Origin of the sequence: Microcoleus sp. Z1_B2, assembly GCF_036700325.1 — a bacterium.
GTDB lineage: Bacteria > Cyanobacteriota > Cyanobacteriia > Cyanobacteriales > Microcoleaceae > Microcoleus.
Genome location: NZ_JAUBOQ010000032.1, coordinates 51,689 through 67,761 on the forward strand (window position 1 = coordinate 51,689; position 16,073 = coordinate 67,761).

Sequence of the window (16,073 nt, forward strand, 5' to 3'; positions counted from 1 at the left end):
CCGCATTTATCTCGCGCAAGTCAATCTAAAATCTAAAATCTAAAATCTAAAATCGATTGACTCCTTGTTGGGCGAGAATTTCCTGTATTTCGGTTTCTGACAGTTGATCGAGGTCTGCTAAAACTTGAGCTAGCATTTCACTGTCGCTTTGTTCGACTTGCTTTTGCGCGATCGCTACTGCAAAATCGGCGACAGTGGCCGACTCAAATAAACGGTGCAAAGGCAACTCGACCTGAAATGCTTGGCGCACTCTGGAAATTACTTGAGTTGCTAATAAGGAATGCCCTCCTAATTCAAAAAAGTTGTCGTAAATGCCGACTTTTTCAATTTTGAGAACTTCAGCCCAGATAGCGGCTAAAACTTCCTCGATATTTGTGCGAGGCGCGACAAAGTTTCCTATCAACTCCGGTCGCATTTCATCAGGTGCGGGCAGCGCTCGTCGGTCTACTTTTCCATTAGAAGTTAAAGGAAAACTTTTGAGTATCACAAAAGCAGAAGGCACCATGTACTCCGGCAATTTTGACGTTAAAAAATTGCGAATTTCCTTGTGGGTAGGTGCTTGTTTCTGATTAGAAACAAAATAAGCCACGAGACGCTTTTCACCAGGCGCATCTTCCCGCGCCACCACTACAGCCTGCGCGATATCTGGATGTTGCCCCAGCACCGCCTCAATTTCTCCCAATTCAATGCGGAAACCGCGAATTTTTACTTGGCCGTCAATTCGCCCGATAAATTCGATGTTTCCGTCTGGCAAATAGCGAGCCAAGTCGCCGGTTTTGTACAGTCGCGTCTTTGCTTGCGTGTCAAATGGATTGCGAATAAATTTTTCTGCGGTTAATTCAGGGCGGTTAAGATATCCGCGTCCCAAATTCTCACCGCCGATGTACAGTTCACCAGCTACGCCGATCGGCACTGGTTGCAAGTAAGAATCCAAGATATAAATCTGAGTGTTGGCAATCGGAAGACCGAGGGGAACTGTGTCAAAATCGCACCCAATTTTATCAAATTCGACTTGATAAGTCAGGACACCTACAGTTGTTTCTGTTGGCCCGTAGTGATTGAATACTGAGCAACTGGGAGCCAGATTGCGAAGTGTTTTAATTAAGCTCCAATTGGCCGATTCACCTCCTAAAATAAGCCGTTTACCAGGCAAAATTGACTGGGGTTGAGAGGAATTTAAAAGGGCGGCTAGGTGAGAGGGAACTATTTTGAGGCAGTCGATGGAATTGCGGCAGAAATATTCACCCAGTGCCTCTGGATCGGTGGCGCGTTGTTGGGAGATAATATGCAGGCAACCGCCGAAACAAAGGGCGGGGAAAATGGCTGTGTTTCCTAAGTCGGCGGCGAAGGTGGAAGCGGTAGCAAAACTGGCATCGGCTGGTAGGTTTAATTTTTCTTGAATGCTGTGCAGGTAATTGAGCAGTTGCCGGTGTTCGATCGCGACTCCTTTGGGGATGCCAGTGGAACCGGAAGTATAGATGACGTAAGCTAAATTGTCTGTAGAAACACGGGGCGTGTAAGATGCAGAAACAGTGGGAATATCTGTATCGATGCAAACAATATTTGCCTGAGTTTTCGGCAAGCTTTCGATGAGCCGCTGTTGTACGAGCAAAACCTTCACCTGAGCGTCTTCTAGCATTAGCGCTTTGCGCTCTATTGGGGTCGTTGGATCGATCGGTAAATACGCGGCACCGGCTTTGAGTACGCCCAGCATTCCTACGATTGTTTCTAAGGAGCGATCGAGGCAAATGCCAACAACGACCTCTGGTTCAACTCCCAAGTTTTGCAGGTGATGGGCGAGTTGATTGGCGCGATCGTTGAGTTCTCGGTAGGTGATTTGTTCACTTTCAAAGACGACGGCAATTTTGTCCGGGTTGCGTTCTGCTTGTTCTTCAAAAAGCTGATGAACGCATTTATTTTTCGGGTAATCTTTTTGGGTTTGGTTAAAGTCAATGAGAAGCTGGTGACGATCGCGATCGCTCAGTATGTCTACCTGACTGATAGCGACTTCTGGATTTTTGACTGTGCTTTCTAAAAGCGCCTGAAAGTGTTCTGACAAGCGCTTTATATCTGCCGCAGCAAATAAAGCGGAATCATAGTGAAATTCAGCGCTTAGGGAATTGCACAGGCGAAGGCAGGAGAGCTTGATTTTGAATGGTTGTAGGCAGGCATCTTGCCGAATAAGGGAAAATGAAACGTCTGAGTTATCATCGTTGTTAGGCTCTGCTTGGAAGTCAAAGCAGACGGGCCAAAAGCTGCTGGTTTTTTCGTTTTCTAAGATTTCTTCCCTGCTAAAATATTCTTGCCAGTTGTACATCTCGTTGAGATTAAGCTCAACTTGCTGCCTCACTTGTGAGAAATTTAACTCGTCTTGCACTGGGCATCGTAGGGGTAAGTATTTGCACAGCAGCCCCAGAGAGTGTTCTAATTCTTCATATTTTCTGCCGTCAATCGCTACGCCGATTATCGGGTTTTGCTCTCTGGTAAGCCGCCAAATGAGAATTTGCCAGCAAGTCAGCAGGAAGGCAGAAATATCGCTTTTGTGCTTTGGGGCGATCGCTTCTAGGCTGTTCAACAAATCACCGCGAATTTCCACCCTTTCTACTTGTGGCTTAAATTCCGCTTCTCCATTCTTCTTTTCCCAAGGAAGTGTTAATAAATCCCAAGATTCAAGGTTCAGCTTTCGCCAGTATTCTTGGCCGATTGCCGTTTCTTCTGATTCTAGTAGCTCATTTTGCCACTCAGCAATATCGGCATATTGCATTGACTCATCAGAGAAATCTTCCCCGCACGCGCAGGCTGAGTAGGAAAGACTGAGTTCGCGGGTGAAATTTTTCAGGGTGACGTTATCTGCAATTAAGGCAGAGAAGTTCCCCAGCAATAGGTGCTTGTTTTCCGCCAGAGTAACTAAAGAGATGTGCCAAAGTGAGCCGCGCTCAAAATCAAAAGGAAGCTGGTTTAGTTCCTGAAAAAGCGCTTCAATTTTAGCCTCTTGTTCTTCTGGAGACAAACCGCTCAGATTGTGTTCCGAGATAGGAACTTCACCAGTGCTGGCGATCGCTTGCAGGGGTAGTGTCATCCCAGGCAAGCAGTGAAAGCTAGTCCGCAGGATTTCGTGCCGATTTACGACATTTTGCAGCGCCTTTTTAAGAATCTTTTTGTCGAGATTTCCGGTAATTAAAATTGCACCTCGAACGCGATAGATTTGTTTAGGATTATTTTGCTGTAACCCCCACAGATGCCGTTGCTGTGGAGAGAGTCTAAACCCTTCGATTGTTTCGTTTTGCATTTCTAAAGTTCCTTTCATAAGCCTAAATGTCTTGACAGCTAGGGCGTATTTTCTTTCCCCTGAATTGCCTTAAATTGTAGGTTGGGTTGAGGAACGAAACCCAACATTTTTTGTAGATTTGTTGGGTTGCGCTACGCTTAACCCAACCTACAGAAGAGTTTGAAAACACGCCCTAAACGGTTCTGCCATACCGACAACAACCCGACGCGAACCAGAGAATGGCGTGCGTCCGTGCGCGGCTAGCATATTATCTAACAGCAAGACATCTCCTTCTTTCCAAGGGAAAACAATCGTTTCTTGCTGATAGCAGCGACGAATTTCGTCTAATATAAAATCTTCAATGGGCGAGCCATCGCCGTAATAAGCATTGCGGGGTAAATCTTCCTCTTTAAAAGAAGTTAAAAGCTCTTTGCGAACGGCGGGTTCGAGATTGGAAATGTGGAAGAGGTGAGCTTGATTAAACCACACCATTTCCTGCGTTTTTGGGTGCTGAGCGACAGCTTGACATATTTGCCGAGTTCTCAAGCGATCGCCACTTTTCCATTCTAACTCAATTCCCGCTTTTTTGCAATACTCTTCTACCTCTATTTTGCTATCAGTATTGAAGACATTTTGCCAGGGTAAATCTACGCCACCGCCGTAATTTCGCACATACATAACCTTTTTTTGTACGAAGTCTTTTCTAATCTTTGAATCGAGGCGATTAAAGACTTTGCGGCTGTCTGCGATCGGAGTTTCTCCTCCCTGTTCGGCTTTCTTGACGCAGAAAAAAGCAATTTTCAGCGGCCAATTTTGAGAATAAGCCATTTCATTGTGCAGGGGGATGAATTGCTCGGCAGGATACTCGGTGGAAGTGTAAATATTTCCGCTCACCTGGCTACGCGGAGTCGAGCGAAAAGAATATTCCAACAAGTCGCCAGCAAGAGTTTGAATAAACTGCTCGAAACCATTCACCCCGCCGACTTCAAAGCCTCGAAAAAGTATTCCTCCATGCTGCCATAACTGCGTTTCAATTAATGAGCAATTGTTCGCAGCCCAACCCGCGAGATTTAATTTTTCTACTGTTGGCTGAACCACTAGAGGTAGAAAGTTTTCGGGCTGGAGGTAGGCGGTTTTGACTAATTCCTCTGAGGATAGGCTGACGGCTTTGCGCCTAACCGATCCTAACTTTTGGGAATTGAGATTCTTTGTTTCTGTATTTGTCATAATTTTTGCTTTGGTGAAAAATTTATCTCTTTTTCCCGAAAAAACCTGAGAGATTGATATCAAATCCGTTAGCATCGGAACTATTCATCTCTCTGTTCTCTTCCTCTGCGTTCTCTGCGTACTCTGCGGTTTAATCATTCTAATGCAACCGGAATTGATATGAGCCATCCTTTTCAACTCTTCATAACTTTGCGTTTAGCCATTTTTAATTTTTGAATTCCCGAAAGATGAATTTGTTTTTGCTGCTCGATTTGGTGCTGCCTTTCTGCTTCGGCAAGAATTTCTGCCAACTCGTCGATTCTGATATCTGGCTGGATGACTACCTGGTTGAGGAGGATTTGAAAACCTCTCACCATTCGGGCAATAGTCGCAGCCTCAAATAAGTCTGTTTTGTACTCAAATAAGCCTTGAATTCCTTCTGAATCCTCCCAGAGAGTGAGGCTTAAGTCGTGTCTCGACATACCGACATCGGATTCCAGAATGCTCAAGGTCAAACCAGCTAACTCCAGGGGTGGCATGGGTGCATTCTGGAGTACAAACCACACTTGAAACAGCGGGTTATAGCTGAGATTTCGCTCCGGCTGCAATTCCTCCACGAGCTTTTCAAAAGGAACATCCGGGTGAGCGTAAGCTGCTAACGCTACCTCCCGTGTTCGATCGAGTAGTTCGCGGAAAGTTGGATTACCTGCCGTGTCAATTCGCAGCACTAAAGTATTGACAAAAAATCCAATTAGTTCCTCTAATTCAAGGCGGTTGCGATTGGCAATAGGAGAGCCAATAGCGAGGTTATCTTGCTTTATTTGGCAGGATAGCAAGGATTGAAATGCTGCCAACAACGTCATAAATAGGGTGACATCTTGTTGCTGGTTGAGCGCTTTCAGTCTCTCAGTTAAAGAAGCATAAATCACAAAAGATTGCTGCGATCCTCGGAAAGTTTGCACGGGAGAGCGCTGCTTATCTGTTGACAGCACAGCTAAATCGCCTCCCAATTGCTGTTTCCAATAAGCGAGCTGTTTTTCTAATTTCTCTCCCTGGAAATGCTGCCGCTGCCAACTGGCGAAGTCGGCATACTGCACGGAAAGTTCAGGCAGCCCAGAGGGTTTGTCAGTGGAAAAAGCTTCATAAAGTGCGGCCACTTCTCGCACCAATACCCCCATAGACCAACCATCAGAAATAATGTGGTGTATCGTCAGCAGCAACACATATTCTGCCGAACTAAGTTGCAGCAAAGTGCCTCGCAGTAAGGGCGATCGCGTTAAGTCAAAGGGGCGTTGGGCTTCTTCTAAAGTACGCTGCTCAATTTCAGCTTGCTGCTCAGTTTCTGGTAAATGTCGCAAGTTTACTACCGACAAAGCGAAATCCAAGGAAGGAGAAATCAGTTGAACAGGTTCCCCGTCCATTTCTGCAAAAGCAGTTCGTAAAACTTCGTGACGCCTGACAATTTCATTGAGTGTTTGTTGCAGTGCCGACAAATTCAATTGCCCTTGCAACCGCACAGCAGCCGGAAGGTTGTAGGCAGGGTTTTCGGGAGACAATCGATCGAGAAACCACAGCCGTTGCTGGGCAAAAGAAAGGGGAGCAGAATTTGGCTGCGATCGCCTGGGAATACATTTAGATTGCTCAGCCTGTACTGCCTCTTTGCCCAATGCTTTGAGGAGGAGCGATCGCTTCTGGGGCGAGAGGTTTTTTAGTCGTTCTGAACGATTAGTAGACATCATAATTCACTTCCTCGCAGTGGTCGCTGTTTGTGATAGTTAAGGAAAGCTTTGCTGCTATTTTTAGCTGGTCGTTTAAAACAAAATTGATATCTGCTTCAGTAGTAAGGGGGTTGGCAAGGACGACTCGAAAAGCAACAATGGGAATGGTTTTGCCATAACAGGTGTTTTGTAAGGTTGTTCGCGAGACGAAGGTGTGACCGGCTTGCCGCTGGGCCTCCTGAAGGCGCTCGTTAAATTCATTAATGAAGTGGTTGTCTGCTTCGGTTAGTTGTTTTTTGGCTGCTTTTTCCCTGAATGTTTCTGGAATGTAGCGGTATAAAAGAATATTAATTTCTGGTTCTAGCAGCAATTCAAAGGCTGGATTTTCCCGAAGTAAATTGGCTAAGTGCTGCGTTTTATGGATGCCTCCATCTATCAAAAACTCATAGCCTTGATGGCCGATGATATTCAAGGCGGCTTGCAAGAACAAACTCGCACCCGATCGAGAGCCTTCGAGAGAGCGCTTGCCTAGATCGATCGAGTCTTTTCGCACCGTGTAGGGTGCGTTTTTTTCAATAACTTTGGCGGTTTGGGGATTGCGGAATAAAACCATGCCGATTCCCATTGGCAAATACATTTGTTTGTGTCCATCTATGGTGACGGAATCTGCTAGTTGAATGCCTGCTAATTTGTGCCGGTGACGTTGGGAAAAAAGCACGGGGCCGCCCCACGCGGCATCGACGTGAAAGTGAGCGTTTGCGGATTGGGCGATCGCGGCTATTTCTGGTAGCGGATCGATACTTCCCGAATCGGTGCTGCCGGCGATACCGATAATTGCCAGAATGTGCAGGTTGCGATCGCGACATTCGGCCACAGTTTGGCGCAGCGCTGCCAAATCCATCCGGTGATTGGAATCGGTGGGGATTTTTAGGAGATTGCGATCGCCAATGCCTAATAAACCGGCAGCTTTTTCAAAAGAATAGTGCATCAAACTCGATCCGATTATCACCATTCCCTTGTAGCCGTAAAATTCTAAAGCTGCGTACAAGCCTTCTTTTTCAATGCCACCAAAGTCATTTTTTGGCCCTAAAGAAGCGTTGCGAGCGCACCACAGGGCGGTGATATTAGCTAGGGTGCCGCCCGTTACCATGATACCCAGCGTGCTCTCATTTTTTTGAATGTGCTGATTATAAAAATCCTCAGAAAAATCGTAAATTAATCGGTGCATCATTGCCAAAGTCTGGCGCTCGCAGGGGCTTAAAACTTTGGCAGTTTCCATCTTGACTAAATTTTGATTCATCGCGGTTACAAGCTTCGCGATCGGGCGCACAAAATAGGGAAGTGCACTCGTCATGTGACCGATATATCGCGGGGAAGATGTGTGGATGGAATGAGCAACGAGGGTTTGGGTCAAATCATCGATATAATTCCCAACATCTGTAGGAAGGGCGGGAATTTTGTTTTCCCTAAACTGCTGAATAATTAACTCTAAGTCAATATCTGTACTAGCGGTTTTTGCGTACAAAAAGTCTTGAACTAGGGCAGAAATTCGCTCCTCCATTGCTTCTTCTGCCAAAAATGACTTTTCTGAGGCACTGAATAGCTCCATTAACTTTTCTTCAATTGGGATAACAGAGGCTTTTAATTGCTGCATTACCTCTTGAGACTTTGTGGCTTTTACTGTTAGTTTACTCATGCGAATTTATCCTGTTATATCAAATTCGTTAACATCGGAATTATTCATCTCTCTCTTCCCTTTCTCTGTATCCTCTGTGTCCTCTGCGGTTTAATCATTCCGATACAACCGGAATGGATATTAAATGGGATTTTTAAATCTCCAATTACCCACCGAACCCTTAAGGAGCAAAGGGCTTTTTGTGTTTTTTGACCCACCCGATATTTACTCAGCCACCATCACAGTTTGTGCTGACTCTTCATCCACTTTTTCTAAGAGATCGAGCAATTCATCTATCTGGTTAGCATCGGCGTTTGCCAGAATTTCTTCCTCGATTAGTTCAGCTAAATTCTGAATGGTGGGATCGGCAAAAAAATCGCACATCGCTAACTCTACCCCAAAGCACGATCGCACTCGCGATATTAACTGTGTTGCCATCAGAGAGTGACCGCCGAGGTCAAAAAAGTTTTGGTTAGTTCCTACTTTTTCTAGCCCTAAAAGAGCAGTCCAAATCTCAGCAATTTCTTTCTCTGTGGGCGTTTTTGGCTCAGTGAATGCTGTTTCATCAGAAACGTAATCGCACCTTTGAGATAAGGCGAGACGGTCAATTTTTCCGTTGGGCGTTAGTGGCAGCGCATCTAATAGCATAAAAGCTGAAGGCACCATGTAATCGGGCAGTTTTTGCTTCAAGAATGAACGCAGTTCGGAAATAAGTTCTGGGTGCTGATTTCTGAACCCTGAGTTAGGAACTAGGTAAGCGACTAGGCGTTGACTGCCCGGTGCATTTTCCTGAAGCAAAACAGCAGCGGTGGACACAGAATAATGTTGAGAAAGTGCTGCCTCTATTTCTCCGAGTTCGATGCGGAAACCGCGAATTTTTACTTGGGAATCGCCCCGACCCAGAAATTCTATATTACCATCCGGCAGGTAACAACCGATATCGCCTGTTTTGAACAAAAGTTTTTGATGATAATTACCGACAAAATCTAATTTTTCTTGCCCAAACGGGTTAGAAATGAATTTTTCCGAGGTTAAGTCGGGGCGGTTTAAGTAGCCTTTTGCCAATCCATCGCCCCCGACGTAAATCTCGCCGGGAACTCCTATCGGAACGGGTTGCAAATTGCGATCGAGCAGATAAATTTGCGTGTTGGCGATCGGGCGACCAATTGGCACTTTTTCGACACAGTGAGTTGCATCGTACCACGTCACGTCCGCAGCTACTTCAGAAGAGCCATAAAGATTGATTAATACCCGCTGGGGCATCTGCTCTCGAAATTGCTGGCAAAGTTCGATCGGCAGAGTTTCTCCGCTGCAAATCCAATACTTTAATTGAGGCAAACGCCTGTCTAAATCAGGGAAAGCATCTAAGATAGCGCGCAACAAAGAAGGAACCAGCACCAGTCGGGTTACTTTTTGCTTTGATAAGGTTTGAAGGAATTGGTTAATATCTTTGACGGAGCGATCGCGAATAATGACAGTGGGCAACCCATGCAGCAAAGGAGCAAAGATTTCCCAAACCGAATCGACAAAATTTAAGGACGTTTTTTGACAGCAAATATCAGATTCGATAAAAGGGTAGGGGTTCCAAAAACAGCGATTGACTGTGCCTCGGTGGGTGCCGAGTACGCCTTTGGGAGTGCCTGTCGAGCCGGAAGTGTAGAGGACGTAAGCGAGGTTTTCAGCTTCCACTTTAACAGCGGGGTTGCGATCGATCTCGCGGCAAATTTCCTGCCATTCGGCGTCGATACAGACGACTTTAGCGCTGTGTTCGGGGAGGGTTTCTAGGAGGTTTTTTTGAGTCAAAAGCACCGGAACTTTTGCGTCGGCCAGCATGAACGATCGGCGTTCTTGGGGATAAGCAGGATCGAGAGGAACGTAAGCGGCACCGACTTTTAAAATGCCCAAAATGGCCACCAGCATCGACAGCGATCGCTCTAAGCAAATTCCCACCAAAACTTCGGGTTTTACGCCTAGAGATTGCAGGTAATGCGCGATTTGATTGGCTTTGGCATTCAATTCGCGGTAAGTCAATTGTTCATTTTCGCAAATTGCAGCCACTGCATCTGGGGTTCGCTCTGTTTGCGCGGCAAATAATTCGTGAATTGAGGAATTTCTGGGATAATCCGCTTGGGTGTCGTTCCACGGGACAAGTAATTGCTGGCGTTCGGCGGCGCTCAATAGGGACAATTCTGACAGTTTCCGCTCAGGATTGGCAGTCATTTCCTCCAGTAAAGTGTGCAGGTGTCCGAGCATTCGCGCGATAGCAGCGTCTTCAAAGAGGCTGCTACTGTAACCAATTTTTAGCGTCAATTGGGCACCGGGCATTGCCATCACGGTTAGAGGATAATTCGTTGTTTCCCAGGAGCGAATATTCTCTACTTTTAAGTTTTGAATCTTCTCCTGCAAAGAAGCATCCGAAGGATAATTTTCAAAAACGACAAAACTCTCAAATAGAGGTAAACTCCGAGGAACTTCGCTCCACCCCTGCACCTCAACGAGGGGGCTGTACTCATATTGTCGCGCCTCAACTTGTTGCGCTTGGAGTTCTTTCAAGCAGGATAAAATAGAATCCTGTGGGTCAATTTTTACGCGCACTGGCAGAGGATTTACGAACAGCCCCACTACCGATTCAGCACCCATTAACTCTGGCGGTCGCCCGGAGACAACCGTACCAAAAACCACATCTTCCTCGCCGCTGTATCGGCTCAAAAGTAGCGCCCAAGCTGCCTGTACGAGGGTATTTAATGTTAGCTGATGCTGCCGCGCGGCAGATTGCAGTGCGGCGGTGGCTGTTGCAGAAAATATCACCTGCTGTTCGCCACTACTTTCTAAACGGTTTCCCGCGACAATATTGCCCCGGCCGATCGCAGTTGGAGCTGCAAAACCTTTGAGAGTTTGCCGCCAAAATGACTCCGCCGCAGATAAATCTTGCTGGTGCAGCCACGCGATGTAATCCCGATAAGGGCGAGGGCGTTTGAGGTGCAATTCCTCGCCCTGGGAGAAGGCTTGATAAAATGCAAAAACTTCCTCAAGCACGATCGCCAGCGACCACCCATCTAAAACCAAGTGGTGGTGGCTCAAAATAAACTGAAAACTATCTGTTTCTAACTGCGCCAGTGTAATGCGAATCAAGGGAGCTGATTTCAAGTCAAAGCCCTGCTCGCGATCGGCTTTTAGGAACGTTTCTAGCTGCTGTTGTTGTTCGGAGGCCGAGAGCGATCGCCAGTCCATCTGCTGCCAAGATAATGCAGCCTGCTTACGCACCGCTTGCACGGGTTCTTTCAATTTTTCCCACAGGAAACAAGTCCGCAAAATGGGATGTCGCTCTACAACTTTTTGCCAACTATTTCTCAACGCAGAAACATTGAGATCGCCGCGCAAGACGCACAGCAGTTGCCCGAAATATACGCCCGATTCTGGCTGGTAAAGGGAATGAAAGAGAATGCCCTGCTGCGCTGGGGAGAGGGGATAAAAATCTTCGATATTGCCTTTGGTCATATTAAAGCTCTGCCAAAATTGCGGTAATGTTGTCTAAATCGTCCTGGTTCCACTGGCTCCACTTAAACTCTGCAAAGTCAGAAGGAGTGCAGCCACCGGCGTCGGGGGACTGACAGTATTGAATTAGCGATCGCAGCGATTCTATAAAGCCCGTTGCCAAATTTTCAATGCTTTCTCGTCGGTGAATGCTTTCGCTGTACGTCCAATCTAATTGCAGCTTGTTGCTGGCAACAAATCCGTTAATTTCCAGCAGGTAACGCCGATTTCCGCGCGGGCTGCGAAGGGGGCCAACAGGCTCGGATGACAGCATAAATAATGAAGATTTCGGCAGCACTTGGTCAAACTGTCCGAGATAGTTAAAGCTTACCTCAGCTTGCGGCAATTTGTGCAAATTCTTTACATTTTCTGGGTTTAAATATTCTAGGACACCGCAACCAACGCCGCGATTAGGCACGGCGCGTAATTGCTCTTTCACTGATTTAATTGCTGCTCCTAGATCGGCAGGTTTTTTTAAATTCAACAGGACGGGAAAAACAGATGTGAACCAGCCGATTGTGCGCGACAAATCTACTCCCTCAAATATATCTTCGCGCCCGTGACCTTCTAAGTCAAGTAAAAGTGAGTTATTGCCTGTCCAGCGTTCAAATGCTTGACCTAAAGCAGTTAGCAATACATCATTAATTTGAGTGCGGTAGGCGGCAGGTACTTCTTGCAAGAGCAGTTTTGTTTCTTCAACACTCAAAGCAACGGATACTGTCTTTTCAGATGCAACTATATTGTCTGCATTTGGATAATCGACTGGCAAGGGAGAAGTTGGTTGGTGAGAAAGGGCGAGCCAGTAATCGAACTCTCCCTGCAATTCGGGCGATCGCGCCCACTCATGCAAGCGTTCTGCCCACTGCTTAAAGGAGGTTGTTTTGGGCGGTAGCGCCACTGTTTCGTCGCGGCTAATCTGCCCGTAAGCTGTCTGGAAATCCTCAATTAAAATTCGCCACGAAACCCCATCAACCGCTAAGTGATGAATGGCCAATAACAAGCAATTTGGCTGATGTTTGCCGAAGTCAAATAGGGCAGCGCGAAGTAATGGCCCCTCTGACAAATTCAAACTGGCTTGCAACTGAGTGGCGGCGGTTTGGAAAGCGGCTTCTCGTTCTTCTGGAGGTAGCGACGACAAATCAATGCAGGTAAAGGTCGCAACCTCGTCGGGATGGGCGAGTTCCTGCTGCCAGCCAGATTCTCCTCGCACAAAACGCAGGCGCAGCGCGTCGTGGTGCTTCAGCAATTCTTGCAAAACGGACTCAATTAATGCAGGTTCGAGAGGTTGCCACAACTCTAAAAGCACCGCCTGATTCCAGTGGTGCGGATCGGAGAGATTTTGTTCAAAAAACCAGTGCTGAATCGGTGTCAGAGGCACTTCGCCAATGATTAATCCCTGTTCCGATTGTTGGGTTCCATCTGTATCGGCGACGGCTGCTAACTGTGCAATGGTTTGGTGTTGAAACAGTTGTTTTGGAGTGAGCCGCAACCCGGCTTGATTGGCTTTAGAAATGACTTGAATGCTGAGGATAGAATCGCCGCCCAATTCAAAGAAATTGTCGTCAATTCCCACTTGTTCTAACCCCAATACTTGCGCCCAAATTTCTGCCAAAATTTTCTCAATACCCGTGCTTGGCGCGGCGAATGCCTCTTCGAGTTCTGGCCGATCGCGATCCGGTGCAGGTAGTGCTTGGCGATCGACTTTACCGTTGTTTGTTAAAGGCAGCGCCTCCAGCGTCACGAAAGCAGCAGGCACCATGTATTCCGGCAATTTTTCTTTCAGAAGGCAGCGCAGTTCGTGAATCAGTATTGAAGGCTTATTTTGTGCTGTTGAGTTAGCAATGATATAAGCTACCAAGCGCTTATCGCCCGGTACATCTTCTCGCACTACAACCACAGCCTGGGCGACATCTGGATGCTGTCCTAGCGCTGCTTCAATTTCTCCTAATTCGATGCGGAAACCGCGCACTTTTACTTGGTGGTCAATTCGTCCCAAGTATTCAATATCGCCATTTGGCAGATAGCGAGCTAAGTCTCCCGATTTGTACAACCGCGCTTTCAAACTGTCATTAAATGGGTTTGAAATAAACCGATCGGCAGTTAATTCTGGCTGATTGAGATAGCCCCGCGCGACGCCAGCACCACCAACGTAAATTTCCCCAGGGATGCCGATCGGAACGGGTTGGGAGTTGCGATCGAGCAGGTAAACTTGCAAGTCAGGAATTGGCCGGCCAATAAGGCTGGCATTTTTACTTAAATCAGCGGCAGTCAGGGGCCGATACGTGACGTGGACAGTTGTTTCTGTAATGCCATACATATTGACAAGTTGGGGATGCCGATCGCCGTGCCGGTCGAACCAAGGTTTTAAGCTTTGCAAGTCTAAAGCTTCCCCCCCAAAAATTACTAAGCGCAGGCTTAAATCTTCGCCAATTCCGACAGATTCTTCTGTCTTTATCAACTGGTAAAATGCAGAAGGAGTTTGGTTGAGAACTGTGACTCGTTCTTTGCATAGCAAGCTGTAAAAATCTTGGGGCGATCGGCTGACTGAATAAGGGACGATCGCGAGTCGCCCGCCGTAGAGTAAAGCGCCCCAAATTTCCCAGACTGAGAAGTCAAAAGCATAAGAGTGAAACAGCGTCCACACATCTTGCTCGTTGAAGTTGTACCACGACTGGGTAGCAGCAAACAGGCGGACGACGTTTGAGTGAGGCACTAAAACGCCTTTGGGGATGCCAGTTGAGCCAGAAGTGTAGATGATATAGGCGAGATTTTCGGCAGTGGTGCCGCTGGCGGGATTTTCTTTGCTGTGTTGGGAGAAAGCACTTTTATCCGCATCGAGGCAAAGGATTTTGGCGCTGCATTTGGGAAGGGTTTGCAACAACTTTTCCTCAGTCAGCAGCACATTTACCTGCGCGTCTTCGAGTATAAAAGCAAGGCGATCGCGAGGGTTGGCTGGATCGATCGGAACGTAAGCGCCCCCGGCTTTTAAAATTCCGAGAATACCGACGATCGTATCAAGCGATCGCTCGACACAAATTCCCACCAAAACTTCGGGTTTAACGCCGAGTTTTTGCAGGTAATGCGCGAGTTGGTTCGCTCGTTCATTCAGTTCGCGGTAGGTGAGTTTTTGCTCTTCAAATACGACTGCAATGGCATCGGGAGTTCGATCGACCTGCGCTTCAAATAATTGATGAATGCAGCGATCGCTCGAATAATCGGCGCGGGTGTCATTCCACTCTACTAATAACTGATGCCGCTCTTTTTTCCCCAGCAACGGTAGCTCTTCAATCCGCCGATCTGGGTTGGCAGCTATGCCCTCCAGCAACGTGAGAAAATGCCCCGCCATCCGCCTAATTGTTACCGCATCAAATAAATCGGTGCTGTATTCAAACTGACCGCTAATTTCTTCCTGCTTTTCTTCTAAATACAGCGTTAAGTCTACTTTTGCTGTCTGATTCTCAACATCTAAAAGAGTGAGATTTAGTCCGGCTATTGATTCCGCAGCAACAGGTGCAGTTTGCAAAACAAAAGCAACTTGGAACAGAGGATTGTAGCTCAAATTGCGATCGGGTTGCAACTCTTCAACCAGTTTCTCAAACGGCAAATCCTGGTGAGCATAAGCTTCTAAACTCACCTCCCGAATGCGATCGAGCAACTGCCGAAAAGTGCGATCGCCTGACAAATCAGTTCGCAATACCAAAGTATTGACAAAAAACCCGATTAGCCCTTGAATTTCCGCTCGGTTGCGGTTGGCGATGGGAGAGCCAACGGGGATATCTGCCTGTCCTGTATAGCGATAGAGCAACGTTTTAAAGGCTGCTAGCAGCGTCATAAACAGGGTGACATTTTCCTGGCGGCTGAGCTTTTTGAGGGCTGACGCTAGCGTTCTGGGGATGAGGAATGATTCTTTCGCGCCCCGATAGGTTTGCGCGGGGGGACGAGGGCGATCGGCTGGCAATTCCAGCAAGGGGGGAGCGCCGCTGAGTTGCTTTTTCCAGTAGTTAAGTTGAGTTTGCAGGCGATCGCCCGCAAGCCATTCCCGCTGCCAAATAGCAAAATCGGCGTACTGTATGGAAAGTTCGGGAAGTGGGGATGGTTTGCCAATCAAAAACGCTTCGTAAAGTGCTGCTAATTCTTGCAGAAAGACTCCGATTGACCAGCCATCAAAAATAATGTGGTGTAGCGTCAGCAGCAAGACATATTCCTCAGCATCTAACTGTAGCAAACTAGCTCGCAACAGCGGCCCTTTGGTTAAATCAAAAGGTTTGCTAGCTTCTTCTGCAGCTAGTTGTTTTACTTTTTTTTCTCGCTCACTTTCCGCCCATTTTTGCAAGTCTAAAACTTGCAGCCCGAAATTAAATTGCTGACCAACTACCTGCACGGGTTGACCGTCTACAGTGGCAAATGTCGTCCGCAAAGCTTCGTGACGGCGCACAATTTCCTTGAAACTTAGCTCAAGCACTACTACATTTAGCCTGCCTTTTAGTAACACAGCCGCCGGAAGGTTGTAAAAAGGGTTTCCCGGTTCAAATTGGTCGATAAACCACAGTCTTTGCTGAGCAAAAGAGGTGGGAAATGCAAATACTTCTTCTTCCGCAGTATTTGCCGAGTCGCGAGTATCTGTTAGAGGTTTTTCGGAAAAATGCACCGTCATTGGATTAGTAACTGGTAA

At 47.0% G+C, this 16,073-nt stretch carries 6 protein-coding genes; all 6 read right to left on the bottom strand.

Annotation, left to right across the window (positions count from 1 at the left end; genetic code table 11):
• Window positions 1–46: 46 nt before the first annotated feature.
• The gene (locus QT984_RS19290; protein WP_333374681.1) at window positions 47–3,289 is read right to left on the bottom strand and encodes an amino acid adenylation domain-containing protein; all 3,243 of its coding nucleotides are present in this window, start codon (window positions 3,287–3,289) and stop codon (window positions 47–49) included.
• A 147-nt stretch (window positions 3,290–3,436) separates the two neighbouring features.
• A complete protein-coding gene (locus QT984_RS19295) occupies window positions 3,437–4,495 on the bottom strand; it encodes a TauD/TfdA family dioxygenase (protein WP_333374683.1) in 1,059 nt (352 codons plus the stop codon).
• 173 nt (window positions 4,496–4,668) lie between these two features.
• Window positions 4,669–6,213 (bottom strand): condensation domain-containing protein, encoded by a 1,545-nt coding sequence (locus tag QT984_RS19300; RefSeq protein ID WP_333374685.1) that lies wholly within the window; start codon window positions 6,211–6,213, stop codon window positions 4,669–4,671.
• Window positions 6,200–7,888 carry a pyridoxal-dependent aspartate 1-decarboxylase PanP gene (gene panP, locus QT984_RS19305; protein ID WP_333209374.1) on the bottom strand — a complete coding sequence of 563 codons (1,689 nt, stop codon included), beginning with the start codon at window positions 7,886–7,888 and terminating at the stop codon, window positions 6,200–6,202. Before panP ends, QT984_RS19300 begins: the two co-directional genes overlap by 14 nt.
• 204 nt (window positions 7,889–8,092) lie before the next feature.
• Window positions 8,093–11,365 (bottom strand): amino acid adenylation domain-containing protein, encoded by a 3,273-nt coding sequence (locus tag QT984_RS19310; protein ID WP_333374688.1) that lies wholly within the window; start codon window positions 11,363–11,365, stop codon window positions 8,093–8,095.
• A gap of 1 nt (window position 11,366) precedes the next feature.
• Complete coding sequence (locus tag QT984_RS19315) at window positions 11,367–16,055, bottom strand: amino acid adenylation domain-containing protein (protein WP_333374690.1); 4,689 nt, start codon at window positions 16,053–16,055, stop codon at window positions 11,367–11,369.
• Window positions 16,056–16,073 lie beyond the last annotated feature (18 nt).